Genomic DNA, 23,328 nt, shown 5'->3' on the forward strand with positions numbered 1-23,328 from the left:
ACCCCGCCCTTCCCCGAAACCCCCGGTCTCCCTACGACACCGGCCGGTCACCCTCCGCCCCTCCCGGACCGGTCGCGCCCGGCCGCCGTCGGCCCCGCCCCGCACCCCGGTCACCTTCACCGTCGTACGTCCACAGGAAAGACGTAGACGCCGGGGAGCCGCCGCCGCATATCCCGCACGTCATGTCTCCGTAACCAATGATTCAGACGGACTTGCCACGCTCAGCCAATGAAGCCCGTCGTGCCAGAACCGCCGCAGCCTGCGGAGGAGCGAGCCGGGAGCCGGGACGCCCGTCCGCCCTCCCGTCGCGGCCTCCTCGCCGCCGTACCGCTGCCACCGGCTCCGTCCGACGCGCCTGTCTCGCCCATGACGCGGAAGAATGGGTCCATGAGTCAGCCAGACGCCCAGGCACAGGTCCAGCACGCGCAGCCCTCCGTGGGCTCCATCGCCGCACACCGCCCGCACACGGTGGCCGCCGCGGTCTCCGACCTGGAACCCGACATCGACGCCGACCTCGACGCCTATGAGGAGTCGCAGTCGGACGACTCCCAGCTTCCGCAAGGTCGCTTCCTCGACCGGGAGCGCAGCTGGCTCGCGTTCAACGAACGCGTCCTCGAACTCGCCGAGGACCCCAACACGCCCCTGCTGGAGCGGGCGAACTTCCTGGCCATCTTCGCCAGCAACCTGGACGAGTTCTTCATGGTCCGGGTGGCCGGTCTGAAGCGCCGTATCGCCACCGGTGTGGCGACGCGCTCCGCCTCCGGCCTCCAGCCGCGCGAGGTGCTGGAGATGATCTGGGCCCGCTCCCGCGAGCTGATGGCCCGGCACGCCGCCTGTTACCACGAGGACGTCGCCCCGGGGCTCGCGGAGGAGGGCATCCACCTGGTGCGCTGGAGCGAGCTGACGGAGAAGGAGCAGGCACGGCTGTTCACGCTGTTCCGGCACCAGATCTTCCCCGTCCTCACCCCGCTGGCCGTCGACCCGGCCCACCCCTTCCCCTACATCTCGGGCCTGTCCCTGAACCTGGCCGTGCGGGTCCGCAACCCCGTCACCGGCACCCCGCACTTCGCGCGGGTCAAGGTGCCGCCGCTGCTCTCCCGCTTCCTGGAGGCCTCGCCGGGCCGCTTCGTCCCCCTCGAGGACGTCATCGCGGCCCACCTGGAGGAGCTGTTCCCGGGCATGGAGGTGCTGGAGCACCACGCCTTCCGGGTCACCCGCAACGAGGACCTCGAGGTGGAGGAGGACGACGCCGAGAACCTGCTCCAGGCCCTGGAGAAGGAGCTCATGCGGCGCCGCTTCGGGCCGCCGGTGCGCCTGGAGGTCGAGGAGAACATCAACCAGGAGGTCCTCGACCTGCTGGTGCGCGAGCTGAAGATCAGTGAGGCGGAGGTCTACCCGCTGACCGGTCCCCTGGACCTCACCGGCCTCTTCCGCATCCACGGCCTCGACCGGCCCGAGCTCAAGTACAAGAAGTTCATCGCCGGCACCCACCGCGACCTCGCCGAGGTCGAGTCGGCGTCCGCGCCGGACATCTTCGGCGCGCTGCGCAACCGGGACGTGCTGCTGCACCACCCCTACGACTCGTTCTCGACGTCCGTGCAGGCGTTCCTGGAGCAGGCCGCGCTCGACCCGGACGTCCTCGCGATCAAGCAGACGCTGTACCGCACCTCCGGCGACTCGCCGATCGTCGACGCCCTGATCGACGCCGCCGAGTCCGGCAAGCAGGTCCTCGTCCTGGTCGAGATCAAGGCCCGTTTCGACGAGCACGCCAACATCAAGTGGGCGCGCAAGCTGGAGGAGGCCGGCTGCCATGTCGTGTACGGCCTCGTCGGCCTGAAGACGCACTGCAAGCTCTCCCTGGTCGTACGCCAGGAGGGCGACACGCTGCGCCGCTACAGCCACGTCGGCACCGGCAACTACCACCCGAAGACGGCCCGTCTGTACGAGGACCTCGGGCTGCTCACCGCCGACCCGCAGGTCGGCGCGGACCTCTCCGACCTGTTCAACCGCCTGTCCGGCTACTCCCGCCGCGAGACCTACCGCCGCCTGCTGGTCGCGCCCAAGTCCCTGCGGGACGGCCTGATCTCGCGGATAAACAAGGAGATACAGCACCACCGGGCGGGCCGCCCGGCGTTCATCCGGCTGAAGGTCAACTCGATCGTCGACGAGGCGCTCATCGACGCCCTCTACCGCGCCTCCCAGGCGGGCGTGACGGTCGACATCTGGGTGCGCGGCATCTGCGCGATCCGCCCGGGCGTGGCCGGACTGTCGGAGAACATCCAGGTCCGTTCGGTCCTCGGCCGCTTCCTCGAACACTCCCGGGTGTTCGCCTTCGGCAACGGCGGCGAACCCGAGGTGTGGATCGGCAGCGCCGACATGATGCACCGCAACCTCGACCGCCGGATCGAGGCCCTGGTCCGGGTCATAGACCCGGCCCACCGCGCAGCCCTCAGCCGGCTGCTGGAGACCGGCATGTCGGACACCACCTCCTCCTGGCACCTGGGCCCGGACGGGGAGTGGACCCGCCATGCGACCGACGCGGACGGACAGCCACTGCGCAACGTCCAGGAGATGCTCATAGACGCCCGGAGGCGCCGGCGTGGCACAGCAACACCTTGACCCGACGGACCCCGCGGCCGGGGCCGTGACCGGAGATGCTCTCGCCGGGTATCTCCGGGCCCAGGCCACGGAGTTCCTCCGCTCGCTGCGCCACCACCGGGAGACCGGTGGGCCCGGCGGAGCCGCCGGGCGGGTGAGCCCGAACCCGGCGGCCGGCGGTGCGGAGGAGTCCGTCGACGCGGCGCGCGCGCTGCGCCGCTCGGCTCGCCGCATCAGCGGCAGCCTGCACACCTTCCGGCCGCTCCTCGACGCGGACTGGTCGGAGGAGATGCGTCCCGAACTGGCGTGGCTCTCCGGGACGCTGGCCCTGGAACACGCCTACGAGGCGCGTCTCCAACGGCTGTTGCTGGCGCTGCACCGGCTGTCGGGCGCGGCGGGCTTCCCGTCGCAGCCCGGCAGTCCGGGGCCGCCCGCGGCCGGCCCGCAGCCCGCCGGTGAGCGGGGGAACCTCACCGTCGGCGCGGCCAAGGCGGGCGCGCTGCTGGAGCGCCAGCTCACGCTCGCCCGGACCCGCGCGCACTCCACCGCGCTGCAGGCGCTGGGCTCCTCGCGCTTCCACGCCGTCGCCGACAAGGTCGCCGTGCTCGCCAGCGACGTGCCGCTGACACCGGCCGCGGCGGCCACCGATCTGCGTCCGGCGGCCGCCGCGGCCGAGGAGCGGCTCACGGACGCGATCACGGGGCTGCCCCTGATCACCGCGGGCCACCCCTACAACGCGGAGGCCCTCATCCACGGCCTGTCCCCGGACCCGGCCCCGCACCCGCAGGACGGCCCCTGGCATCAGGTACGGCTGCTGCTGCGGCTGCACCGCTACGCGCGCGAAGCGCTGTACGGCGGTGATATCCCCATCGACGTAAGGCTGCTGACGGCCGGTGAGGCGCTCGACCGGCACCGGGACGCGGCCGAGGCGGCGGGCGCGGCGGCCCAGGCGGCCCGCACCCCGCGCATCGCGCCCGCGACGGCGTACGCGCTCGGCGTGCTCCACGCCGACCAGCGGCACGAGGTGGAGGCGGCGCGCTTCGCCTTCCAGCAGTGCTGGCAGAAGGAGGCGGTGAAGGCCTTGTGACCGGCGGTACGGCGGACGGCTGCGGCGGCGCGACGGCCCCGGGCGGCGGCGGTGGAGCCACGGCGCCCGAGAGCGGTGGTGGGGCCATGGCACCCGAGAGCGGTGGTGGGGCCACGGCCCCCGACAACGGTGGCGGGGCCTCGGCACCCGGCGGCGACAACGGCGCCGGATACGGCACCAGTACCGGCACCGACCCCGGCGGCGAGAAGGCCCGCACGCGCGACGGTGTCGTGCAGGCGGCCGGCTGCGTCCTGTGGCGGCGCTCCCCGGTCGACGGCGGCCTGGAGGTCTGTCTGGTCCACCGGCCCAAGTACGACGACTGGTCGCACCCCAAGGGCAAGTTGAAGCACGGCGAGGAACCGACGGCCGGGGCGCTGCGCGAGGTCGCCGAGGAGACCGGCTACCGGGCCGTGCTCGGCCCCGAGCTGTCATCGGTCTCCTACTACGCGGGCGGCCGCCCCAAGCGGGTGCGGTACTGGGCCGCCGAGGCCGGCCCCGGCGGTTTCGCGCCCAACGACGAGGTGGACCGCATCCTCTGGCTGCCGCCCGTCGCCGCGCGCGCCCGTCTCACCCAGGTCCGCGACCGGGACCTGGTGGACGAGCTCACGGCGGACTGACCGCGGCCGGGCGGACGCGGGGCCGCCCCGACCCAGGACCGCCCAGGCCCAGGACCGCCCAGGCCGCGGGCTGCCCGACAACCGACGCGCAGACCTCGACCCGCCGCGCGACGCCTCAGGGCCCGCGGGGGGACCCACGGCCCGCGCGGGGACCCACGGCCCACGGGGAGACTTGCGGCCCGCGGGGGGACTTGCGGCCCGCGGGGCGACTCACAGCCCACGGGGGACTCACGGCCCGCGGGGCGACCACAGCCCACGGGGGGACTCGCGCCCCGTCAGTCCATGGTCGCGTGCCCCGCCGCGTCCGTACGCGCCTGACTTCTGGCCCTGCGGGCCGGTCCGCGCCAGCCGCAGGTGCATCGGGCCACGCAGAAGGGGCCCTGTTCCGTGGTCGTCGTCCGGTGTTCCAGTACGTCCTGGACCGGGTCCGGTCCTTCCTGCTGCGCCACGTCAACAACGTTACCCGGGTGCGGGTAAAGCCCAAGCATGCCGATGGCAAGAGCCGCTTCCCGCGTGACGGCCGCCGCCCGACCGTCGTTGTCCCCTGTGACAGGGGCCCGTACCGGACGTACCCGGGGGTAGGCAGGCGATGGCGGAGCGGCAGCACGGACGGTGGGGCGGCGCGGCCGTCATGGCGGGGCTGGTGGCCGGGGTCTGCGCCTGTGCCACCGGGTGCTCGGGCACCAACGCCGCGGCCGAGGACGTGAACGGCTCGGGCGACGCGGTGGGCGCCGTGCACGGCGCGGCCACCGCCCTGCGGGAGGCGGGCAGTTCCCAGGCGCGTACGTCGATGGAGATGGCCACCGGCGGCACCCGGGTCACCATCCGCGGGCAGGGCGTCTACGACTTCCGCCGACAGCTGGGCCGCCTGACGGTCCGGCTGCCGCAGGACCCGGCGGGCGCCGAGGAGCACCGGCCGATCACCGAACTGCTGGCGCCCGGCGCGCTGTTCATGAAGAACCGGGGGGCCGGGGTGCCCGCCGACAAGTGGGTGCGGGTGGAGACGGCCACGGTCTCCGACGGCAACCTGGTCACCGGGGGCGCCACCGATCCGTTCACCGCCGTGGAGGTGCTGCTCGGGGCGCGCACCGCGACCCGGGTCGGCCGCACCGAGGTGGCCGGCACCCCGGTGTGGCACTACCGCGGCACCGCCGATCTCGCGCTGGCCGCCCGGGGCGCCTCGGCGGGCAGCAGGGCGGCGCTCCAGGCGGCGGCGAAAGGGTTCGCCACGGCGTCGGTGCCGTTCGACGTCTACCTCGACGACCAGGGCCGGGTCCGCAAGCTGCGCCAGCGCTTCAGCTTCGTCAACGACCGCCAGAAGGACCCGGTCGCGGTCGCCTCGACCACGCTGCTCTACGATTTCGGCGCCCCGGCGGTCGTGACCCTGCCGCGGGCGACGGACATCTACGCGGGCAAGATCGCCGACAGTTAGCGTCCGATCCGGCGACCGGCTCCGGGATCCGGCGGCCCGCTCCGGCGACCGGCTCCGGGATCCGTCCCCCGGCCCGCGCCCGGTGGACTAGTCCCCCGAACTAGCCCGTCCGTGCCATGCGCGGTACGTGACCGCTCCCTACTCTAGGAAGTCGGTGACGGCAGAGAAGAGGTGATGCACGTGGCTCCGGTCGGCGGTACGGCGGTACAGGACCACGTGGCCCTCGCCGAGATCGAGCTGTGCGGAGACCTGATCATCGCGGCCTCGGCCGCCCGTGAGGACCGGCTCAGCCTTGAGAGCATCGACGAGGTGCTGAAAGTGGCCGAAGAACGCGACGCCTGACGGCGCTGACCGTCACGCCTGACGGCGGCTGACCGTCACGCCTGACGGCGGGCGGCCGTGAGCGCCGACGGCGGACGACCGGCAAGTCCGGCGGGCAGCCGAGCCGCTCCGGGCGGACGAACCGCCCCCAGCCTCATCGGGCGGACGGGCCGGTCGCCCGCTTCGGGCGGACGGACCGATCAACCGCTTCAGGCGGACGGGCCAGTCCCCGGCCTCAGGTACGCAGGAGGCGGCCGATCGCCTTGGTCGCCTCCTCCACCTTGGCGTCGATCTCCTCACCGCCCTTGAGCGCCGCGTCCGCGACGCAGTGCCGCAGATGCTCCTCGAGCAGTTGGAGCGCGAAGGACTGGAGCGCCTTCGTCGAGGCGGAGACCTGCGTGAGTATGTCGATGCAGTAGACGTCCTCGTCGACCATCCGCTGGAGTCCGCGGATCTGTCCCTCGATCCGGCGCAGCCGCTTGAGATGTTCGTCCTTCTGCTGGTGGTACCCGTGCGTCAGGGGCGGCTCCGCCGCGATCCCGGAGGTGCCCGCGGTCGGGCCGGAAGGCTGTGCGCCGGACTCGGAGGGCACCGCGGCGCCGGCCTCGGTCGTCGTCATCACGGTTCCCTTTCAGATCGGACATAATCGAACAGATCCGCCGCGACCGGCGGACCGGTCGGGATCAAGCCCCACAACGATCCGGACACATACCCCCACCGGGTATATGTTACCGAAGGTGGCTGGGTATAGGGCCCTTGGTACGCCCCCGGTACGCCCCCATGCTGGTCACTCTGCCTGATGGGCGACACTGAAGGGCGGCCCCTTAGCCGTGGCCGGAGGATGCGCATAGCATCAGCCTGACCGAAACCGATGCATCTTGAGGACCCCACGTGCGCTTTCGTCTGACCCCCAGGGAGACGAGCTTCTACGACATGTTCGCCGCGTCCGCGGACAACATCGTCACCGGCTCGAAACTCCTCATGGAACTGCTCGGGGCGGACGCCTCCGGCCGAGCGGAGATCGCAGAGCGTATGCGGGCCGCGGAACACGCCGGTGACGACGCCACCCACGCGATCTTCCACCAGCTGAACTCCTCGTTCATCACGCCGTTCGACCGTGAGGACATCTACTCCCTCGCTTCGTCCCTCGACGACATCATGGACTTCATGGAGGAGGCCGTCGACCTGGTCGTCCTCTACAACGTCGAGGAACTGCCCAAGGGCGTCGAGCAGCAGATCGAGGTGCTGGCGCGGGCCGCCGACCTGACGGCCGAGGCGATGCCGAACCTGCGCACCATGAACAACCTGACCGAGTACTGGATCGAGGTCAACCGTCTGGAGAACCAGGCCGACCAGATCCATCGCAAGCTGCTCGCCCACCTCTTCAACGGCAAGTACGACGCGATCGAGGTCCTCAAGCTCAAGCAGATCGTGGATGTGCTCGAGGAAGCGGCCGACGCCTTCGAGCACGTGGCGAACACGGTGGAGACCATCGCCGTCAAGGAGTCCTGAGACCGTCCATGGACACCTTCGCTCTGATCGTGACCATCGGGGTCGCGCTCTTCTTCACGTACACGAACGGCTTCCACGACTCGGCGAACGCGATCGCCACGTCCGTGTCCACGCGGGCGCTGACCCCGCGGGCGGCCCTCGCCATGGCCGCGGTCATGAACCTGGCCGGCGCGTTCCTCGGCTCGGGCGTCGCCAAGACGGTCAGTGAGGGTCTGATCGAGACCCCCGAGGGCTCGACGGGCATGGCCATCCTGTTCTCGGCCCTGGTCGGCGCGATCGTCTGGAACCTGCTGACCTGGTACTTCGGGCTGCCGTCGTCGTCCTCGCACGCCCTGTTCGGCGGACTGGTGGGCGCCGCGCTCGCGGGCGGCACGACCGTGCTCTGGAGCGGCGTGGTCGACAAGGTCATCCTGCCGATGTTCATCTCCCCGGTGGTCGGCCTGCTCGTCGGCTATCTGGTGATGACCGCGATCCTGTGGCTGTTCCGGCGGTCCAACCCGCACAAGACCAAGCGGGGCTTCCGCATCGCGCAGACGGTCTCCGCGGCGGGCATGGCGCTCGGCCACGGCCTCCAGGACGCGCAGAAGACCATGGGTGTCGTGGTGATGGCGCTGGTCATCTCCGGTCACGGGACCTACAACGACCCGATCCCGGTCTGGGTGAAGCTGGTCTGCGCCGCGATGCTGTCGCTGGGCACGTACGCGGGCGGCTGGCGCATCATGCGCACGCTCGGCCGGAAGATCATCGAGCTGGACCCGCCGCAGGGCTTCGCCGCCGAGACCACGGGCGCGTCGATCATGTTCACCACGGCGTTCCTGTTCAAGGCGCCGATCTCCACGACCCATGTGATCACCTCCGCGATCATGGGTGTGGGCGCGACCAAGCGGATCAACGCCGTGCGATGGGGCGTCGCCAAGAACATCGTCCTCGGCTGGTTCATCACCATGCCGGCCGCGGCGCTCGTCGCGGCGGGCGCGTACGGCGTCGTGAACCTGGCGTTCCTGTAGCCGGCCCTCTCCTCTTCCCCTCCTGGGAGCCGCACGGCTCACGGGAGGGGAAGAAACGTTCCTCCACGGCCGGATCCCATCAGCCGGACTCCATCGGCCGGACCCCATCAGCCACACCCCACCGGCCGGGCGATCCCCCACCGGACAGACGAAAGGCCCGCCCCCCGGGAGCCAGGGGGCGGGCCCTTCTTCGTCCTCGCGGTGGCACCGCCATGCAGCACCGCGAGGGGTCCGTGCGGCGGGGCGCCGTCAGGGACGGCGGCCCGTGCGCGTCGGGGTCCGGCTCAGCCGAAGCGGCCGGAGATGTAGTCCTCCGTGGCCTGGACCGACGGGTTGGAGAAGATGCGCTCCGTGTCGTCGATCTCGATCAGCCGGCCCGGCTGGCCCACGGCGGAGAGGTTGAAGAACGCCGTACGGTCGGAGACACGCGCGGCCTGCTGCATGTTGTGGGTCACGATGACGATCGTGAACCGTTCCTTCAGCTCGCCGATGAGGTCCTCGATGGCGAGCGTCGAGATCGGGTCCAGGGCCGAGCAGGGCTCGTCCATCAGGAGGACCTTGGGCTCGACCGCGATGGCGCGGGCGATGCACAGACGCTGCTGCTGGCCGCCGGAGAGCCCGGAGCCGGGCTTGTTCAGGCGGTCCTTGACCTCGTTCCAGAGGTTGGCGCCCTTGAGCGACTTCTCGACGATGTCGCTCAGCTCGCTCTTGCGGTAGCTGCCGTTCAGACGCAGACCCGCCGCCACGTTGTCGAAGATCGACATCGTCGGGAACGGGTTCGGGCGCTGGAAGACCATGCCGACCTCGCGGCGCACGGAGACCGGGTCGATCCCGTTGCCGTACAGGTCCTCGTCGTCCAGGAGCACCTTGCCCTCGACGCGGCCGCCGGGGGTGACCTCGTGCATACGGTTCAGCGTGCGCAGGAACGTCGACTTGCCGCAGCCGGAGGGGCCGATGAACGCCGTCACCGAACGCGGCTCGACGGTCATCGAGATGTCTTCGATCGCCTTGTGGGATCCGTAGTAGGCGGTGAGTCCGCTTACGTCGATTCGCTTGGCCATGTCTACTTCACTTCCAAAAGTCTGGGGGTCGCCGGAGGCCCCGCGCGGCGGTAGCCGCAGTTTGATGCTTAGCGACCGGTCTTGGGGGCCTTCCAGCGCGCGATCGCGCGGGCCACCAGGTTGAGGATCATCACGAAGGCGATCAGCGTGAGCGAGGCCGCCCAGGCCCTGTCGAACGCCGCACCGGAACCGGCGCTGTTCGAGAACTGCTGGTAGATGTACAGCGGCAGCGAGGCCTGCGCGCCCTCGAAGGGGTTCGCGTTGATGAACGGGTTGCCGAACACCAGCAGCAGCACCGGGGCGGTCTCACCGGCGATGCGGGCGATGGCCAGCATGATGCCGGTGGTGATGCCGCCGATGCAGGTCGGCAGGACCACCTTCAGGATGGTGCGGTACTTGGGGACGCCGAGCGCCAGGGACGCCTCACGCAGCTCGTTCGGGACGAGCTTCAGCATCTCCTCCGTGGAGCGGACCACGACCGGCATCATCAGGATCGCCAGGGCGAGGGAGCCGGCGAAGCCGAAGGGCTGCATGTCGAACATCAGCATGATGCTCAGGATGAACAGACCGGCGACGATCGACGGGATACCGGTCATCACGTCGACGAAGAACGTGACGGCACGGGCGAGCTTGCCGCGCCCGTACTCCACCAGGTAGATCGCGGTGAGCACGCCGATCGGGGCGCCGATCAGAGTGGCGAGGCCGACCTGCTCGATGCTGCCGAGGATGGCGTGGTAGATGCCGCCGCCCGGCTCGGTGTCGGCGACGACACCCATCGAGTGGGTCAGGAAGTAGAAGTCGAGGACCTTCACACCGCGCGCGACGGTCACCCAGATCAGGGAGACCAGCGGGATGACGGCGACGACGAAGGCGGTCCAGACGAGGCTGGTGGCGATCCGGTCCTTGGCCTGGCGGCCGCCCTCCACGCGAGCGGCGAAGCCGAAGGTCGCGAGGAGATACAGGATCCCGGCGATCAGCGCCCACTGGATCTTGCTGTCGAGTCCCGCGGCGGCGCTGATGCCGATGCCGAGCAGGATCGATCCGCCGGCGATCGCCCAGGGCGACCACGAGGGCAGGGAGGCGCCGCGCAGCGTGCTGGGACTGCGGCGGGCGGGTGCTTGTGCGTGGCTCATGCGTTGGCCCCCGAGTACTCCGCGCGGCGGGCGATGATCAGGCGGGCCGCGCCGTTGACCAGCAGCGTGATGACGAACAGGACCAGACCGGAGGCGATGAGCGCGTCACGGCCGAACTGCGTCGCCTCGCTGAACTTGCTGGCGATGTTCTGGGCGAAGGTGCCGCCGCCCGCGTTGAGCAGGCTGGCGTGGATGAGGAAGTCGGGGGAGAGCACGGTGGCCACGGCCATCGTCTCGCCGAGCGCGCGGCCGAGGCCGAGCATCGAGGCCGAGATCACGCCGGAGCGGCCGAAGGGCAGCACCGACATCCGGATGACCTCCCAGCGCGTGGCGCCGAGGGCCAGCGCGGCCTCCTCGTGCATCTGCGGGACCTGGCGGAAGACCTCGCGGCTCACGTTGGTGATGATCGGCAGGATCATGATCGCGAGCAGGATGCCCACGGTGAGCATCGAGCGCGGCGGGCCGTCGTTCCAGGAGAAGACCCCGGTCCAGCCCAGGTAGTCGTTGAGCCAGCCGAACAGGCCGTTCATGTGCGGTACGAGGATCAGCGCGCCCCACAGGCCGTACACGATGGACGGCACGGCGGCGAGCAGGTCGATCACGTACGCGACGGTCCCGCCGATGCGGCGCGGCGCGTAGTGCGTGATGAACAGCGCGATCGCGACGGCGACCGGGACCGCGAGGACCATGGCGATGATCGAGGAGACGATCGTGCCGAAGGCCAGCACCGCGACACCGAAGACCGGCGGGTCGATGTTGGTGTTCCACTCGAAGGTGGTCAGGAAGTTCCCGTGGTCCTTGCTGATCGCGAGGGAGGCACGGTAGGTGAGGAAGACCGCGATCGCGGCCATGATCACCAACAGCAGGATGCCCGCACCACGGGAGAGACCGAGGAAGATCCGGTCACCGGGGCGGGAGGCGGAACGGGCCGCGCGCTTCCGGTCGACAGCGGTCGGCTGCGGGCCGGGGGGCGGCGCTTCTGTGTTCTGTGTGGATATGTCCATCAGGTTCTCCGGTCTGCGGAGCCACGTGGCTGGCGCGGCTCCTGGCGGCGGTGCACCGGACTGTGCGGTCCAGGCCCGGGGTCCCCGGGCCCGGACCGCACTTCAGGTCAGCTCAGGCCCTCGATGGTGGAACGGACCTTGGTGATGATCGCGTCGGGGATCGGCGCGTAGTCGATCGTCGAGAGGATCTTCTGGCCGTCCTCGCTGGCGATGTAGCGGAGGAAGGACTTGACGGCGGGCAGGGTGTCGGCCTTGTTGCCCTTGTCGCAGACGATCTCGTAGGTGACCAGGGTCATCGGGTACGCACCCTCGGCCTTGGTCGTGTAGTCGAGCTGGAGCGACAGGTCCGAGCCGGTGCCGACGACCTTGGCCGCGGCGATGTCGGCGGTGGCGGACTCGGAGCTCGGGGCGACCGGCTTGCTGGCGCCGGTGTCGATCGAGACGGCCTTCATGCCGTCGGCGACGTAGGAGAGCTCGAAGTAGCCGATGGCGCCGGAGGTCTGCTTGACCTGCTGGGCCACACCCGCGGACTGCGGAGCGGACTGGCCGCCCTTCGCCTGCCAGGCCTTGCCGCCCGAGTACTTCCAGTTGGACGGGGTGGCGGCGATCAGGTACTTGGTGAAGTTGTCCGTGGTGCCGGACTCGTCCGAGCGGTGGAACGCCTGGATCTTGAGGTCGGGCAGCTTCGCGTCGGGGTTCAGCTTGGCGATCGCCGGGTCGTTCCACTTGGTGATCTTGCTGTCGAAGATCTTCGCGATCGTCGGAGCATCGAGGACCAGGTTGTCCACACCCGGGACGTTGTAGCCGAGGGCGATCGGGCCGCCGACCATCGGGAGGTCGATGCCCTGGCCGCCGGAGCAGACCTTCTTGGAGGCGGTGACCTCTTCGGGCTTCAGCGCGGAGTCCGAGCCGGCCCACGGGATCTGGCCCTGGGTGAAGGAGGTGACACCGGCACCGGAGCCGCCGGCCTTGTAGTTGATCTGAACGCCGCACGCCTGCGAGAAGTTCTTGACCCACGCGTCGATGGCGTTCTTCTGCGCGGAGGAACCGTCCGAGAGGATCTGGCCCTTGGCGTTGTCGCACTTGATGGAGCTGGCGTTCGCCGAGGACGACGAGGTGTCGCTGGCCTTGCTACCCGTGTCGTCGGAGCCGCACGCCGTCAGGGCCAGGGCGCCGGAGACGGCGACCGCACCGAGGGAAAGGGCGCGAAGCCGGTTCTTGCGCTGAAGCTTCACTTTCGGGAGTTCCTTCCAGGAGCCGCCGTACGACGGCGTGCGAGGTGTGGTGTCAGCCGAAGAGGGGTTCCTCTCAGGCTGCGCTGTTGTTGCGCCGGATGAAGGTCGGCGTTACCGCCCTGTGCACCCGGTACGGCCGAAATTAGGCAGAACAGGTGAAGCGGTCGAAGGTCATAAGTGAACGGGGGGTGAACCTGTGCCGTCGGCCTGGTTAGGTCACGGAAGGCTCACGGGAAGGGCACGTGGAGGTCCCGAAGCGGAAGCAAGGGGAACCGGTGGCCACGAGAGCCGTCCCCGAGGGTTGCCCGCCCTCCCCACCTGGGTCCGGGCCGCCCCGCCGGGCGTCTTCGGCCGCCCTCCCGCCCGTCGGCGACCGCCCTCCCGTCACCCTCCTTCGGACCCCGACACCCCACCGAAGTGGGGCAATCACCCACATTTACCCCACACCGTACGCCCGTTCGGGTTGCCGCACATGCTGTCGAGCAGCGGGAACCCGGCGGCCCGGGGCGCCGTCTCGTTCCACGGGAGCCGACGGAAGGCACGGAACATGGAACGGCGCACGTTCATCTCGGGTGGGGCGGCCACGCTCGCCGCGGTCGCGGCAACTGGATGCGGGGGCGGCGGGGACCGGGCGGCGGCATCGAGCCGGTCCGGCAGCGCGCCCGGCCGGACCGTGTCGGCCACCGCGTCGGGCCCGGCGCTGCGCTCCGCCGGCGTCCGGGCCGCCGCCACCTGGACGGGCCTCGCGCACGAGCTGGCCGGCACCCTGGTCCGCCCGGGGGACGCCGCCTGGCCGGCCGCGCACCAGCTCTACAACACCCGCTTCGACGGCCTGAAGCCCGCCGCGGTCGCCTACGTGGCGAACGCCGACGACATCCGCACCAGCCTCGCCTACGCCCGCGCCCACCGGATCAAGGTGGCGATACGCAATGGCGGCCACTCCTACGCGGGCTGGTCGTCGGGCGACGGCAGGCTGATCCTCGACGTCTCCCGGCTGTCCTCCATACGGGTGAGCGGCGGGCAGGCCGTGGTGGGCGCCGGCTCCAAGCTGATCGACGTCTACCGCGCGCTCGCCGCCAAGGGCGTCACGATCCCCGCGGGCTCCTGTCCCACGGTCGGCGTCTCCGGCCTGGTGCTCGGCGGCGGCCACGGCGTGGTCTCGCGGGCGTACGGACTGACCTGCGACAGCCTCACGGCGGCGACGCTGATCACCGCCGACGGCAAGCAGCTCACCGCCGACGCGACCACGAACAAGGATCTGTTCTGGGCGCTGCGCGGCGCGGGCAACGGCAACTTCGGCGTCGTCACCGAACTGCACTTCCGGACCCACCCGGCGCCGCAGGCCGTGTCCGGCTATCTGACCTGGCCCTGGTCCCGGGCGGCCGACGTGCTCCGGGCCTGGCAGGAGTGGGGGCCGACCCAGCCCGACGAGATCTGGTCCGCCCTGCATCTCGCGAACACCGAGGGCGGCAGCCCGACCGTCTCCGTGGCCTGCTTCTCCCTCGGTACCTACGGCGGACTCCAGAACGCCGTGGACCGGCTCGCCGACCGGATCGGCGCCCCCGCGTCGAGCGTCACCCTGCGCCGCCACGGCTACGAGGAGGCGATGGAGGTCTACGCCGGCTGCTCCTCCTTCTCCACGGACGCCCAGTGCCACCTGCCCGGCTCCACCCCCGGGCGTTCCTCGCACGGCGCGCTGGGCCGCGAGACCTACACGGCGCGCTCCGACTTCTTCGACCGCTCGATCTCGTCCGCGGGCATCCAGACCCTGTTGCGGCAGGTGCGGTCGGTGCGCGGCGGCGCGGGCAGCGTGGCGCTCACCGCCCTCGGCGGCGCGGTCAACCGCGTCTCCCCCACCGCGACGGCGTTCGTGCACCGCCGTTCGCGGATGCTCGCGCAGTACATCGTGTCGTGGCGGGCGGGCACGCCGGGCACCGGCGCCCAGTCCTGGCTGACGTCGGCGCACTCCGCGATGAAGCCGTACGCCTCCGGGGCGGCGTACCAGAACTACACGGACCCGACGCTGACGAACTGGCGCACGGCGTACTACGGCGACGCGGCGGCGAAGCTGGCCCGGGTGAAGAAGCAGTACGACCCGGACCGGTTCTTCACCTATCCCCAGGGGCTGTAGCCCGGGACTCGCCCTCGGGCCCCGCGGACCAGGGCCCCGCGGACACGGGCCCCGCGGACACGGGCCCTGCGGACACGGGCCCTGCGGACACCGGACTCGCGGACCAGGGCGCCCCGGTCGGCGGCCGCCCTACGCGGCGAGGTCCTTGTCGTCGGTGCAGGCGCGGTCCTCGCTGCGGGCGCCGGCCACCAGCGTCCCGCGCCCCAGCGGAGCGGGCCCCGCCTCGATCAGCCAGCCGGCGTGGCGCGAGCCGCGCACGGCCTTCATGACCGGGGTGAGCAGCGCGGTCGCCGCCGGCGACAGCAGCAGCACGACCGCCGTGCCCAGCGCGAAACCGCCGACCACGTCGGTCGGGTAGTGCACGCCCAGGAACACCCGGCAGAACCCCTCGAACAGCGCCAGGCCGATGCCCACGAGCCCGAACCTGCGGTGCGCGACGAAGAGTCCGACGCCCAGCGCCATGGTGAGCGTCGCGTGGTCGCTGACGAAGGAGTAGCCGCCGTTGCCGGACACCAGCACGTCGAGACCCTGGTGCTCCCGGAAGGGCCGGGGCCGCGCCACGAAACCCCTTATGGGCACGTTGACGAGGACGGCCAGCGCGGCGGCGAGCGGCGCCCACACCAGACCGGCGATCGTGGCGGGGGCGTCCTCGCCGCCCCGGCGGCGCACCGAACGCCAGCACCACAGCACGAGCAGCACCATGACGACCGGCAGTCCGTAGTCGGCGAGGAACACCATGCCGCGGTCGAACCAGTGCGGCGCGTCCTTGGCGAGGCCGTTGATGTCGTAGAGCAGGTCGACGTCGGGGTTCGACCCGGATTCGGCGAGTCCAGCCATGGCGCTGCGGCTCCTTCGTCGTCGTCCCTGGCGCGCGTGCGCGCCTTCCTACCCACCCCCGTGGTCTGCGGTTCTGCTGAGGCCGCGCAAACGCGTCACCGGGCTACGACAACAGGAACGCACGGCCCCGGTTGATACGTTCCACACTCCACCGAATGATCACTCAGACGTTATCGAAGAGAGATTCATCAACGCAGTTCAGGGGGCGAGTTCACAGGAGGTTCACACGTCGGTGGGGAGTGCTTTCGCGCCATCCTCGGTCACCCGCGTGGCGCCGAAGTAGTCGGAAGTGTCGATCGGGTCGAACCTGATCACGGCTCCCGTTTTCGGCGCGTCGATCATATAGCCGCCGCCGACATAAATGCCGACATGCCGAATGGCACGCGAGTTGGTGAGGTCGTCGGAGAAGAACACCAGGTCGCCCGGGAGGAGTTCGTCCCGCGCGGGGTGCGGACCCGCGTTGTACTGGTCGTTCGCCACGCGGGGCAGCGTGATCCCGACACTCTCGTACGCGGCCTTGGTCAGCCCCGAGCAGTCGAACCGGCCGCCCTGATCGGCGGTTCCGTTGCCGCCCCAGAGATATGGAGTGCCGAGCTTGCCCTGCGCGAAGGAGATGGCCCCGGCCGCCTGACGGGTGGCGTCCACCCGGCCGACCGGCGCGGCAAAACTCTTCTCCAGGGTGCGAATCGTCTTGACGTAGTTCTGCGTCTCCGGGATGTCCGGGACACCGCCCGCCTTTATGACCCGGTACGCACCGGCGTTGTAGGCCGCCAGCATGTTGTCGGTGACGTCACCCGGCACGTCCTTCACGTACTGGGCGAGTTCGCAGTCGTACGAAGCCGCGGACGGGATCGCGTCGTCGGGATCCCAGATGTCGCGCTTTCCGTCACCGTTGCCGTCGATGCCGTGCGTGGCCCAGGTGCTCGGGATGAATTGCGCTATGCCCCGCGCGTCGGCCGCGCTGACCACGTCCGGGTCCCAGCCGCTCTCCTGGTACAGCTGGGCGGCCAGCAGGGCGGGGTTGAGGGCGGAGCAGAGGTTGCCCCACTGCTGCACGAGCGTCTTGTAGGCGGCCGGAACGGCACCCTTGGCGAGCCCGACGCTGCCCTGCCCGGCGCCGCCCGCGAGGTTGCCGGCGACGACGTACACCGCGACGACCAGCATCATGACAAGGCTCATCCCGAGCCCGACCGCCGCGGCACCGGCCACCCAAACTTTCCGCACGGCTCAACCCTCCCCCATGCCGCGCCTGTTCACGTCCATTTCCGACCATCGTGGCGTCATTTCGCTGTGCATTCGGCGCACATGACACACAGTGAGGGCAGTCGGCCGGCCTGTCATCCCCTCGGGCCGCGTCCGGCGGCGGTCTCAGCGGTCGGCGGGCGTGCCGCCCGGCCCGCCCGCGTACCCGGCCCGCCGCCTCCTCAGCCCCCCGCGACCGCCGTCGCGTACAGCCGCGCCGCCTCGTCCCCCAGCACCACGCTGTACGACACGTCGTCCGTGGCGCCGCCCCGCTCGTGTCCGCCGAGGACGCCCACGACCTTGCCGTCCCCGTCGACCCAGGGGCTGCCGCTGGTGCCGGAGGGGAAGTCGGGGCACTCGATGCGCTGCTGGGTGGGGCTGTACGCGGTGGGCCGGCCGGTGCAGGTGACCGGCGTCTCACGGGCGTCGGGGTAACCGGTGAGCGTGACGGCGCCCGCGGCGGTCCCCGCGGCGAGCGGGTTGCCGCCGACGACGTCCTCGACGTCCCGGCCCGCGACGGAACCCACCGACGCGAACGCGATGTCGCTGTCCTCGTCCTGCCCCTCGGTCCAGCCGCCCGGGAGATAGCGCGTGCGCACGGCCCACACGCCGTACGGCGCCTTGCCGTCCCGGTAGCCGGGCACGAAGACCAGGTCCCCGGCGTCGTCCAGGCAGTGCGCGGCGGTGACGATCAGATCCCTGCCGGGGCTGTGCACCACGGACGCCGTACAGAAGTGCCCGCCGGCGAGCCCCTGCGCCCCGTCCGCCGGAAACAGCGCGCCGACCAGGGCGGTGCGCGCGTCCGCCGGTGCGGTGAAGGTGACGCCGAGCGGGCCGGCGCCGTCGTCGGCGGCCGCCACGGAGGAGCAGGCCACGGCGCTCATGACCAGGGCGCCGAACAGAGCGGGCAACCGGTTCATCACAGACGCGGGCCGATTCACGCTGCCTCCGTCCCTGTGCCTCACCTCACCGGACAACTCACCCACCCCGGCGCCGAATCCACCGTACTGTGCCCCCGCCGTTCCAGCCACGCGGCGACCTGGGGCGGGAGCAGGTCTCAGGCGCCCGTCCGGACCCCGGCCGTCAGCGGGAAGGCGACCCCGGTCAGCTCCTCCGAGACCGTCCACAGCCTGCGTGCGGTCTCCGGGTCACCGGCCGCCGCGGAGCGGCCCACCAGGGTCGGCGCGCCCCGCATCTCGCCCAGTCCGTCCGGACCGACATAGCTGGCGCCGGGCAGGTCCTGGGTCGCCGCGTACAGCGTCGGGAGGGCGCCCGCACGGTCGTTCTGGGCCAGGAAACGGTTGCCGACGGTCATGCCGACGCGGAGCACCGGGTTCGCGGTGTGGCTCTGGAGGTTGGTGGCCGCCCAGCCGGGATGGGCGGCGAGGGCGCGCACCGGGGTGCCCGCCTCGGTGAGCCGGCGCTGGAGTTCCAGGGTGAACAGCAGGTTGGCCAGCTTGGACTGGGCGTAGGCGCCCTGCGCGTGGTAGCGCGTGGCGAAGTCGAGGTCGTCGAAGCGGATGACCGCGCCGCCCCAGCGGTGGGCGCCGGAGGAGACGGTCACCACGCGGCCGGTGACATGGGGCAGCAGCAGGTTGGTCAGCGCGAAGTGCCCGAGATGGTTGGTGCCGAACTGCATCTCGAAGCCGTCCTTGGTGCGCTGCTGCGGCACCATCATCACGCCGGCGTTGTTGACGAGCAGGTCCAGCGGCCCCTGCCAGCCCGCGGCGAACTCGCGCACCGACGCGAGGTCCGCCAGATCGAGCCGCCGCACCTCTGTGCCGCCCGCCACCCGCGCCGCCGCGGCCCGGCCCCGCTCCAGGTCGCGCACCGCGAACACCACGTGCGCGCCCGCCCCGGCCAGCGCGTCCGCGGCGGCGAAGCCGATGCCGCTGTTGGCGCCGGTGACCACGGCCGTACGGCCGGAGAGGTCGGGCAGGCGGGTCGCGTCCCACTTGGTCTTGTGTGTCGTCGTAGCCATGAACCCAATGTAGGCAGCGCCAACAATGCTGTCAATGACAACAATGCTGACGGCGTCAACAAAGATGTCACCGACAACATCGCGTTACGATGATGGGCATGCCCCAGCGCCCTTACCACCACGGAGACCTGCGCGCCGCCCTGCTCGAGGGCGCCGAACGCACCCTGCGCGACCGGGGCGTCGCCGCACTCTCGCTGCGCGAGCTGGCCCGGGAGACCGGGGTGAGCCATGCCGCCCCCGGCCGCCACTTCAAGGACAAGCAGGCCCTGCTCGACGCGCTCACCCTCGCCGGGTACGAGCGGCTGGCGCAGACCCTGGCGGCCGCCGACGACCCCGCGCTGCCGATCGAGCCGCGGCTGACCGCCCTGGCGCGGGCGTATCTCGGGTTCGCCATCGAGAACGCGGAGCTGCTGGAGCTGATGTTCGCCCGCAAGCACGACCCGGAGGCGTCGGCGCGGCTGACGGACGCCGTCGACCGGTCCGTGGGCTCCTTCGAGCGGCTGATCGCCGACGCCCAGCGGCGCGGCGAGATCGTCGAGGGAGACGTCGAACAGATCACCCTGGTCGCGGCCGCGTCCCTGCACGGCCTGGCCTCCTTCAGCGCGAGCGGGATGCTGACCCGGGAGGAGGCGTACGCGGGCGTGGCGGGCCATGTCCACCACCTGCTGTGCGGCCTGAAGCCCCGCTGACACCCACACCCGGACCCCGCCGCCACTCGGCACCCGGCACCCGAACCCCACCGCCGCCACCCGACTGCCGCGCGCCCGGCCCTCCAACCCCCGCACACCTCACCGCCGTTGACCATGTGAAGGGTTCAACACCCCACCCCCACAATCCCGTTCAACGCGCGTCACCCTGTGCATTCGCTGTGGTGAGAGTCAAGTCCCGGCCATCCGCGCGCCATCCGGCCGCCAATGGTCCGTAAGCACGCCGCCCCCTTCGGTAAGGCGGAGGTCAGGCTTCCGCAAGGCTTCTTGTTTGTCACGTACGCAACAAGCGATGGTCGTCGCGGGTCGCCGCCCCCACCGGTGCCAACCGGTGGCCCCCCCACCCGCAGGCTCCCGACCGACACTCCACAGGAGGCTGTACGTTGCGTACGCCCGTTCCGAACTCCCCCCACACGTCCGGCAGATGGCGACTGGCCGGCTCGGCCGTCGCGGCCGCGGCCGCGCTCGTCGTCGCCGGACTCGGCACCGCCGCCCAGGCGGACGCCGCGACGACGGCCCACGCCGCCGCCGCGAACTCCCAGGTGACCTGGTCCGCGACCCCGTGCGCCACCCCCCAGCACAAGGGCGAACTCGCCTGTGACTCCTACCGGGTGACCGGCGGGGTCACCGCCTTCCAGAGGCAGCAGGCGGCGAGGACCGGCGCCGCCGCGAAGGTCACCCCCAAGGCCGCCGCGGCCGCCCCCACCGGCTACGGCCCGAGCGACCTCCAGTCCGCGTACGGCCTGACCTCGGCCGCCGCCTCCAACGGCACCGGCGAGACCATCGCCATCGTCGATGCCTACGACGACCCCAACGCCGAGTCCGACCTCGCCACCTACCGGTCGTACTACGGCCTCTCCTCCTGCACCACGGCCAACGGGTGCTTCAAGAAGGTCGGTCAGACCGGCTCCACCACCTCGCTGCCGTCGGCCGACAGCGGCTGGGCCGAGGAGGAGTCGCTCGACCTGGACATGGCGTCCGCGATCTGCCCGCAGTGCAACATCCTGCTGGTCGAGGCAAAGTCCGCCACCACGGCCAACCTCGGCACCGCCGTGAACGAGGCCGTGACCCTCGGCGCGAAGTACGTCTCCAACAGCTACGGCGGCAGCGAGTCGTCCTCCGACTCGACGTACGACACCAAGTACTACAAGCACGCGGGCGTCGCGATCACCGTCTCCGCCGGTGACGAGGGCTACGGCGCCGAGTACCCGGCCGCCTCGCAGTACGTGACGGCCGTCGGCGGCACCGCCCTGTCCAAGGCGACCTCCACCACCCGCGGCTGGTCCGAGAGCGTCTGGAACACCTCCTCCACCGAGGGCACCGGCTCCGGCTGCTCGTCGTACGACACCAAGCCGTCCTGGCAGACCGACACCGGCTGCACCAAGCGCACCATCGCCGACGTCTCCGCGGTGGCCGACCCGGCGACCGGCGTCTCGGTCTACGACTCCTACGGCATCACCGCCGGCTGGTACACCTTCGGCGGCACCAGCGCCTCCGCGCCGATCATCGCGGGCGTCTACGCGCTGGCCGGCACCCCGTCCAGCGGCAGCTACCCGGCCTCCTTCCCGTACGCCAAGGCCGGCACCTCCGCCCTGAACGACGTGACCAGCGGCAGCAACGGCTCGTGCGGCTCGAGCTACCTGTGCACCGCGAAGTCCGGCTACGACGGGCCGACCGGCTGGGGCACCCCGGAGGGCGTCTCCGCCTTCACCGGCTGACGGCCGCCGCTCGCGAGCGGCCACACCGACCGACCTCCCCGTCGGGTCACGGGGAGCCGCCGGAAAGAAGGGGGGCGTGGGGCCCCCTCGGCGGCAGGGAAGGGGAGCGGGCCACGGCATCCGGCCGTGGCCCGCTTCCCCTGGTCCGTGATCCTTATGCGGCCGTCTCCCATGAGGGCGCTGTGAGTTGGGTCAAGCGGACAGCCCGGTTCGGTAAGACGGAAGTCAGGATTCCGATACCCCCTTGTTGTCGCGTACTCAACAAGAGATGGTCTTGGCGGGCCGCCGCCCGCCGCCGGGGACCCCGTACCGGCGACTCGCACCCGCACGTCCCCCTGTTCCACCCCATCAGGAACACCAGGAGGCTGCACGATGCGTTCCACTCCCCCCAACAGACGTTCTCTGCGCGGCAGTCTGCGCCGGATCGGCGCGGCCACCGCGGCGACGGCCGCGCTGGTTCTCGCCGGATTCGGCAGCGCCGTCCAGGCCGACGCGGCCACCTCCGCCACGACCTCCTCGAAGGTGACCTGGGCGGCGACCGGCTGTGCCACGCCCAAGCACGCGGGCGAACTGGCCTGCAACTCCTACCGGGTGACCGGCGGTCTCACCGCCTTCCAGAAGCAGCAGGCGGCGAGGACCGGCGTGACCCCCAAGGCCGCCGACGCCTCCACCCCCTCCGGCTACGGGCCGACCAACCTCCAGTCCGCGTACGGCCTGACCTCCGCCGCCGCCTCCAACGGCTCCGGCGAGACCATCGCCATCGTCGACGCGTACAACGACCCCAACGCCGAGTCCGACCTCGCCACCTACCGGTCGTACTACGGCCTGTCCTCCTGCACCACGGCCAACGGGTGCTTCAAGAAGGTCAGCCAGACCGGCTCGACGACCTCGCTGCCCTCCAGCGACACCGGGTGGTCCGAGGAGATCTCCCTCGACCTGGACATGGCCTCCGCGATCTGCCCGAAGTGCAACATCCTGCTCGTCGAGGCCAAGTCCGCCACGATGGCCAACCTCGGCACCGCGGTGAACGAGGCGGTCACCCTGGGCGCGAAGTACGTCTCCAACAGCTACGGCGGCAGCGAGTCGTCCTCCGACTCCTCCTACGACACCTCCTACTTCAAGCACGCGGGCGTCGCGATCACCGTCTCCGCCGGTGACTCGGACTACGGCGCGGAGTACCCGGCCGCCTCGCAGTACGTGACCTCGGTCGGCGGCACCAACCTCAAGACCTCGTCCACCACACGCGGTTGGACCGAGACGGTCTGGAAGACCTCCTCCACCGAGGGCACCGGCTCCGGCTGCTCGTCCTACGACACCAAGCCGTCCTGGCAGACCGACACCGGCTGCACCAAGCGCACGATCTCGGACGTGTCCGCGGTCGCCGACCCCGCCACCGGCGTCTCGGTCTACGACTCCTACGGCATCACCGCCGGCTGGTACACCTTCGGCGGCACCAGCGCCTCGTCCCCGATCATCGCGGGCGTCTACGCCCTGGCGGGCGTCCCGTCCAGCAGCAGCTACCCGGCCTCGTTCCCCTACGCCAAGGCCGGCACCTCCGCGCTCAACGACGTGACCAGCGGCAACAACGGCTCCTGCAGCACCAGCTACCTGTGCACCGCGGGCACCGGTTACGACGGGCCGACCGGCTGGGGCACCCCGGAGGGCGTCTCCGCCTTCACCGGCTGATCACTGACTCTCCGTCACC

21 protein-coding genes are annotated in these 23,328 nt (G+C 71.1%); 11 read left to right on the plus strand and 10 right to left on the minus strand.

The window, feature by feature from the left end; translation table 11 throughout:
* The first annotated feature begins 387 nt into the window (after nucleotides 1-387).
* The 3 genes from WN71_RS14730 (at nucleotide 388) to WN71_RS14740 (ending at nucleotide 4,302) form a co-directional block, all read left to right on the plus strand.
* Entirely contained in the window at nucleotides 388-2,619 is a 2,232-nt protein-coding gene (locus WN71_RS14730; RefSeq protein ID WP_046592563.1) for an RNA degradosome polyphosphate kinase, read from the plus strand.
* Complete coding sequence (locus WN71_RS14735; RefSeq protein WP_046592562.1) at nucleotides 2,600-3,685, plus strand: CHAD domain-containing protein; 1,086 nt, start codon at nucleotides 2,600-2,602, stop codon at nucleotides 3,683-3,685. The genes WN71_RS14730 and WN71_RS14735 overlap by 20 nt, the downstream gene beginning before the upstream one ends.
* Before the next feature lie 86 nt (nucleotides 3,686-3,771).
* Nucleotides 3,772-4,302, plus strand: coding sequence for an NUDIX hydrolase (locus tag WN71_RS14740; protein ID WP_079177868.1), 531 nt, complete (start codon nucleotides 3,772-3,774; stop codon nucleotides 4,300-4,302).
* 275 nt (nucleotides 4,303-4,577) lie between these two features.
* On the opposite strand, the gene WN71_RS41915 is transcribed toward WN71_RS14740, so the two are convergent.
* Nucleotides 4,578-4,751 carry a hypothetical protein gene (locus WN71_RS41915; protein WP_167382928.1) on the minus strand — a complete coding sequence of 58 codons (174 nt, stop codon included), beginning with the start codon at nucleotides 4,749-4,751 and terminating at the stop codon, nucleotides 4,578-4,580.
* 140 nt (nucleotides 4,752-4,891) lie between these two features.
* On the opposite strand from WN71_RS41915, the gene WN71_RS14745 reads away from it, so the two are divergent.
* Nucleotides 4,892-5,734 (plus strand): SCO4651 family lipoprotein, encoded by an 843-nt coding sequence (locus tag WN71_RS14745; protein ID WP_046592561.1) that lies wholly within the window; start codon nucleotides 4,892-4,894, stop codon nucleotides 5,732-5,734.
* 174 nt (nucleotides 5,735-5,908) lie between these two features.
* Nucleotides 5,909-6,076, plus strand: coding sequence for a hypothetical protein (locus tag WN71_RS41920; protein ID WP_167382929.1), 168 nt, complete (start codon nucleotides 5,909-5,911; stop codon nucleotides 6,074-6,076).
* A 214-nt stretch (nucleotides 6,077-6,290) separates the two neighbouring features.
* On the opposite strand, the gene WN71_RS14750 is transcribed toward WN71_RS41920, so the two are convergent.
* Entirely contained in the window at nucleotides 6,291-6,674 is a 384-nt protein-coding gene (locus tag WN71_RS14750; RefSeq protein WP_046592560.1) for a metal-sensitive transcriptional regulator, read from the minus strand.
* A gap of 272 nt (nucleotides 6,675-6,946) precedes the next feature.
* On the opposite strand from WN71_RS14750, the gene WN71_RS14755 reads away from it, so the two are divergent.
* On the plus strand, nucleotides 6,947-7,567 hold the full coding sequence (locus WN71_RS14755; RefSeq protein ID WP_046592559.1) for a DUF47 domain-containing protein: 621 nt from the start codon (nucleotides 6,947-6,949) through the stop codon (nucleotides 7,565-7,567).
* Nucleotides 7,568-7,575: 8 nt separating this feature from the next.
* Nucleotides 7,576-8,574 (plus strand): inorganic phosphate transporter, encoded by a 999-nt coding sequence (locus WN71_RS14760; protein ID WP_046592558.1) that lies wholly within the window; start codon nucleotides 7,576-7,578, stop codon nucleotides 8,572-8,574.
* A gap of 284 nt (nucleotides 8,575-8,858) precedes the next feature.
* On the opposite strand, the gene pstB is transcribed toward WN71_RS14760, so the two are convergent.
* The 4 genes from pstB to pstS all read right to left on the minus strand — a co-directional run bounded on the left by pstB (nucleotide 8,859) and on the right by pstS (nucleotide 13,007).
* Nucleotides 8,859-9,635: a phosphate ABC transporter ATP-binding protein PstB gene (pstB, locus tag WN71_RS14765; protein WP_046592557.1), complete on the minus strand. Its 777-nt coding sequence runs from the start codon at nucleotides 9,633-9,635 to the stop codon at nucleotides 8,859-8,861.
* 68 nt (nucleotides 9,636-9,703) lie between these two features.
* Nucleotides 9,704-10,768 (minus strand): phosphate ABC transporter permease PstA, encoded by a 1,065-nt coding sequence (gene pstA / locus WN71_RS14770; RefSeq protein WP_046592556.1) that lies wholly within the window; start codon nucleotides 10,766-10,768, stop codon nucleotides 9,704-9,706.
* The gene (gene pstC / locus WN71_RS14775) at nucleotides 10,765-11,772 is read right to left on the minus strand and encodes a phosphate ABC transporter permease subunit PstC (RefSeq protein WP_046592555.1); all 1,008 of its coding nucleotides are present in this window, start codon (nucleotides 11,770-11,772) and stop codon (nucleotides 10,765-10,767) included. The genes pstA and pstC overlap by 4 nt, the downstream gene beginning before the upstream one ends.
* Before the next feature lie 107 nt (nucleotides 11,773-11,879).
* Complete coding sequence (pstS, locus tag WN71_RS14780) at nucleotides 11,880-13,007, minus strand: phosphate ABC transporter substrate-binding protein PstS (RefSeq protein ID WP_046592554.1); 1,128 nt, start codon at nucleotides 13,005-13,007, stop codon at nucleotides 11,880-11,882.
* 547 nt (nucleotides 13,008-13,554) lie between these two features.
* Here pstS and WN71_RS14785 point away from each other — a divergent pair.
* The gene (locus WN71_RS14785) at nucleotides 13,555-15,138 is read left to right on the plus strand and encodes an FAD-binding oxidoreductase (protein ID WP_046592553.1); all 1,584 of its coding nucleotides are present in this window, start codon (nucleotides 13,555-13,557) and stop codon (nucleotides 15,136-15,138) included.
* Nucleotides 15,139-15,267: 129 nt separating this feature from the next.
* On the opposite strand, the gene WN71_RS14790 is transcribed toward WN71_RS14785, so the two are convergent.
* From WN71_RS14790 to WN71_RS14805, 4 genes are all read right to left on the minus strand, one after another.
* Nucleotides 15,268-15,975 (minus strand): phosphatase PAP2 family protein, encoded by a 708-nt coding sequence (locus tag WN71_RS14790; protein WP_046592552.1) that lies wholly within the window; start codon nucleotides 15,973-15,975, stop codon nucleotides 15,268-15,270.
* Nucleotides 15,976-16,197: 222 nt separating this feature from the next.
* Nucleotides 16,198-17,154 carry a C40 family peptidase gene (locus WN71_RS14795; protein ID WP_079177869.1) on the minus strand — a complete coding sequence of 319 codons (957 nt, stop codon included), beginning with the start codon at nucleotides 17,152-17,154 and terminating at the stop codon, nucleotides 16,198-16,200.
* Between the two features lie 245 nt (nucleotides 17,155-17,399).
* Nucleotides 17,400-18,137 (minus strand): S1 family peptidase, encoded by a 738-nt coding sequence (locus WN71_RS14800; protein WP_107469657.1) that lies wholly within the window; start codon nucleotides 18,135-18,137, stop codon nucleotides 17,400-17,402.
* Nucleotides 18,138-18,274: 137 nt separating this feature from the next.
* On the minus strand, nucleotides 18,275-19,198 hold the full coding sequence (locus WN71_RS14805) for an oxidoreductase (RefSeq protein ID WP_046592549.1): 924 nt from the start codon (nucleotides 19,196-19,198) through the stop codon (nucleotides 18,275-18,277).
* Between the two features lie 89 nt (nucleotides 19,199-19,287).
* Between WN71_RS14805 and WN71_RS14810 the strand changes: the two genes are divergently transcribed.
* The 3 genes from WN71_RS14810 (at nucleotide 19,288) to WN71_RS14820 (ending at nucleotide 23,309) form a co-directional block, all read left to right on the plus strand.
* On the plus strand, nucleotides 19,288-19,887 hold the full coding sequence (locus tag WN71_RS14810; RefSeq protein ID WP_046592548.1) for a TetR/AcrR family transcriptional regulator: 600 nt from the start codon (nucleotides 19,288-19,290) through the stop codon (nucleotides 19,885-19,887).
* A gap of 401 nt (nucleotides 19,888-20,288) precedes the next feature.
* Nucleotides 20,289-21,623, plus strand: a complete 1,335-nt coding sequence (locus WN71_RS14815) for a S53 family peptidase (RefSeq protein ID WP_046592547.1) — start codon at nucleotides 20,289-20,291, stop codon at nucleotides 21,621-21,623.
* A gap of 372 nt (nucleotides 21,624-21,995) precedes the next feature.
* A complete protein-coding gene (locus WN71_RS14820; RefSeq protein WP_046592546.1) occupies nucleotides 21,996-23,309 on the plus strand; it encodes a S53 family peptidase in 1,314 nt (437 codons plus the stop codon).
* Nucleotides 23,310-23,328 lie beyond the last annotated feature (19 nt).

The organism is Streptomyces mangrovisoli, from assembly GCF_000974985.2.
GTDB lineage: Bacteria > Actinomycetota > Actinomycetes > Streptomycetales > Streptomycetaceae > Streptomyces > Streptomyces mangrovisoli.

Coding starts and splice junctions, on each gene's coding strand:
- WN71_RS14805 (WP_046592549.1), bottom strand. CDS start 19,198: ATGGCTACGACGACACACAAGACCAAGTGGGACGCGACCCGCCTGCCC.
- WN71_RS14745 (WP_046592561.1), top strand. CDS start 4,892: ATGGCGGAGCGGCAGCACGGACGGTGGGGCGGCGCGGCCGTCATGGCG.
- pstB (WP_046592557.1), bottom strand. CDS start 9,635: ATGGCCAAGCGAATCGACGTAAGCGGACTCACCGCCTACTACGGATCC.
- WN71_RS14820 (WP_046592546.1), top strand. CDS start 21,996: ATGCGTTCCACTCCCCCCAACAGACGTTCTCTGCGCGGCAGTCTGCGC.
- WN71_RS14785 (WP_046592553.1), top strand. CDS start 13,555: ATGGAACGGCGCACGTTCATCTCGGGTGGGGCGGCCACGCTCGCCGCG.
- WN71_RS14750 (WP_046592560.1), bottom strand. CDS start 6,674: ATGACGACGACCGAGGCCGGCGCCGCGGTGCCCTCCGAGTCCGGCGCA.
- WN71_RS14800 (WP_107469657.1), bottom strand. CDS start 18,137: ATGAACCGGTTGCCCGCTCTGTTCGGCGCCCTGGTCATGAGCGCCGTG.
- pstA (WP_046592556.1), bottom strand. CDS start 10,768: ATGAGCCACGCACAAGCACCCGCCCGCCGCAGTCCCAGCACGCTGCGC.
- WN71_RS14795 (WP_079177869.1), bottom strand. CDS start 17,154: ATGAGCCTTGTCATGATGCTGGTCGTCGCGGTGTACGTCGTCGCCGGC.
- WN71_RS14740 (WP_079177868.1), top strand. CDS start 3,772: ATGGCACCCGAGAGCGGTGGTGGGGCCACGGCCCCCGACAACGGTGGC.
- WN71_RS41920 (WP_167382929.1), top strand. CDS start 5,909: ATGCACGTGGCTCCGGTCGGCGGTACGGCGGTACAGGACCACGTGGCC.
- WN71_RS14760 (WP_046592558.1), top strand. CDS start 7,576: ATGGACACCTTCGCTCTGATCGTGACCATCGGGGTCGCGCTCTTCTTC.
- WN71_RS14730 (WP_046592563.1), top strand. CDS start 388: ATGAGTCAGCCAGACGCCCAGGCACAGGTCCAGCACGCGCAGCCCTCC.
- WN71_RS14790 (WP_046592552.1), bottom strand. CDS start 15,975: ATGGCTGGACTCGCCGAATCCGGGTCGAACCCCGACGTCGACCTGCTC.
- pstC (WP_046592555.1), bottom strand. CDS start 11,772: ATGGACATATCCACACAGAACACAGAAGCGCCGCCCCCCGGCCCGCAG.
- WN71_RS14810 (WP_046592548.1), top strand. CDS start 19,288: ATGATGGGCATGCCCCAGCGCCCTTACCACCACGGAGACCTGCGCGCC.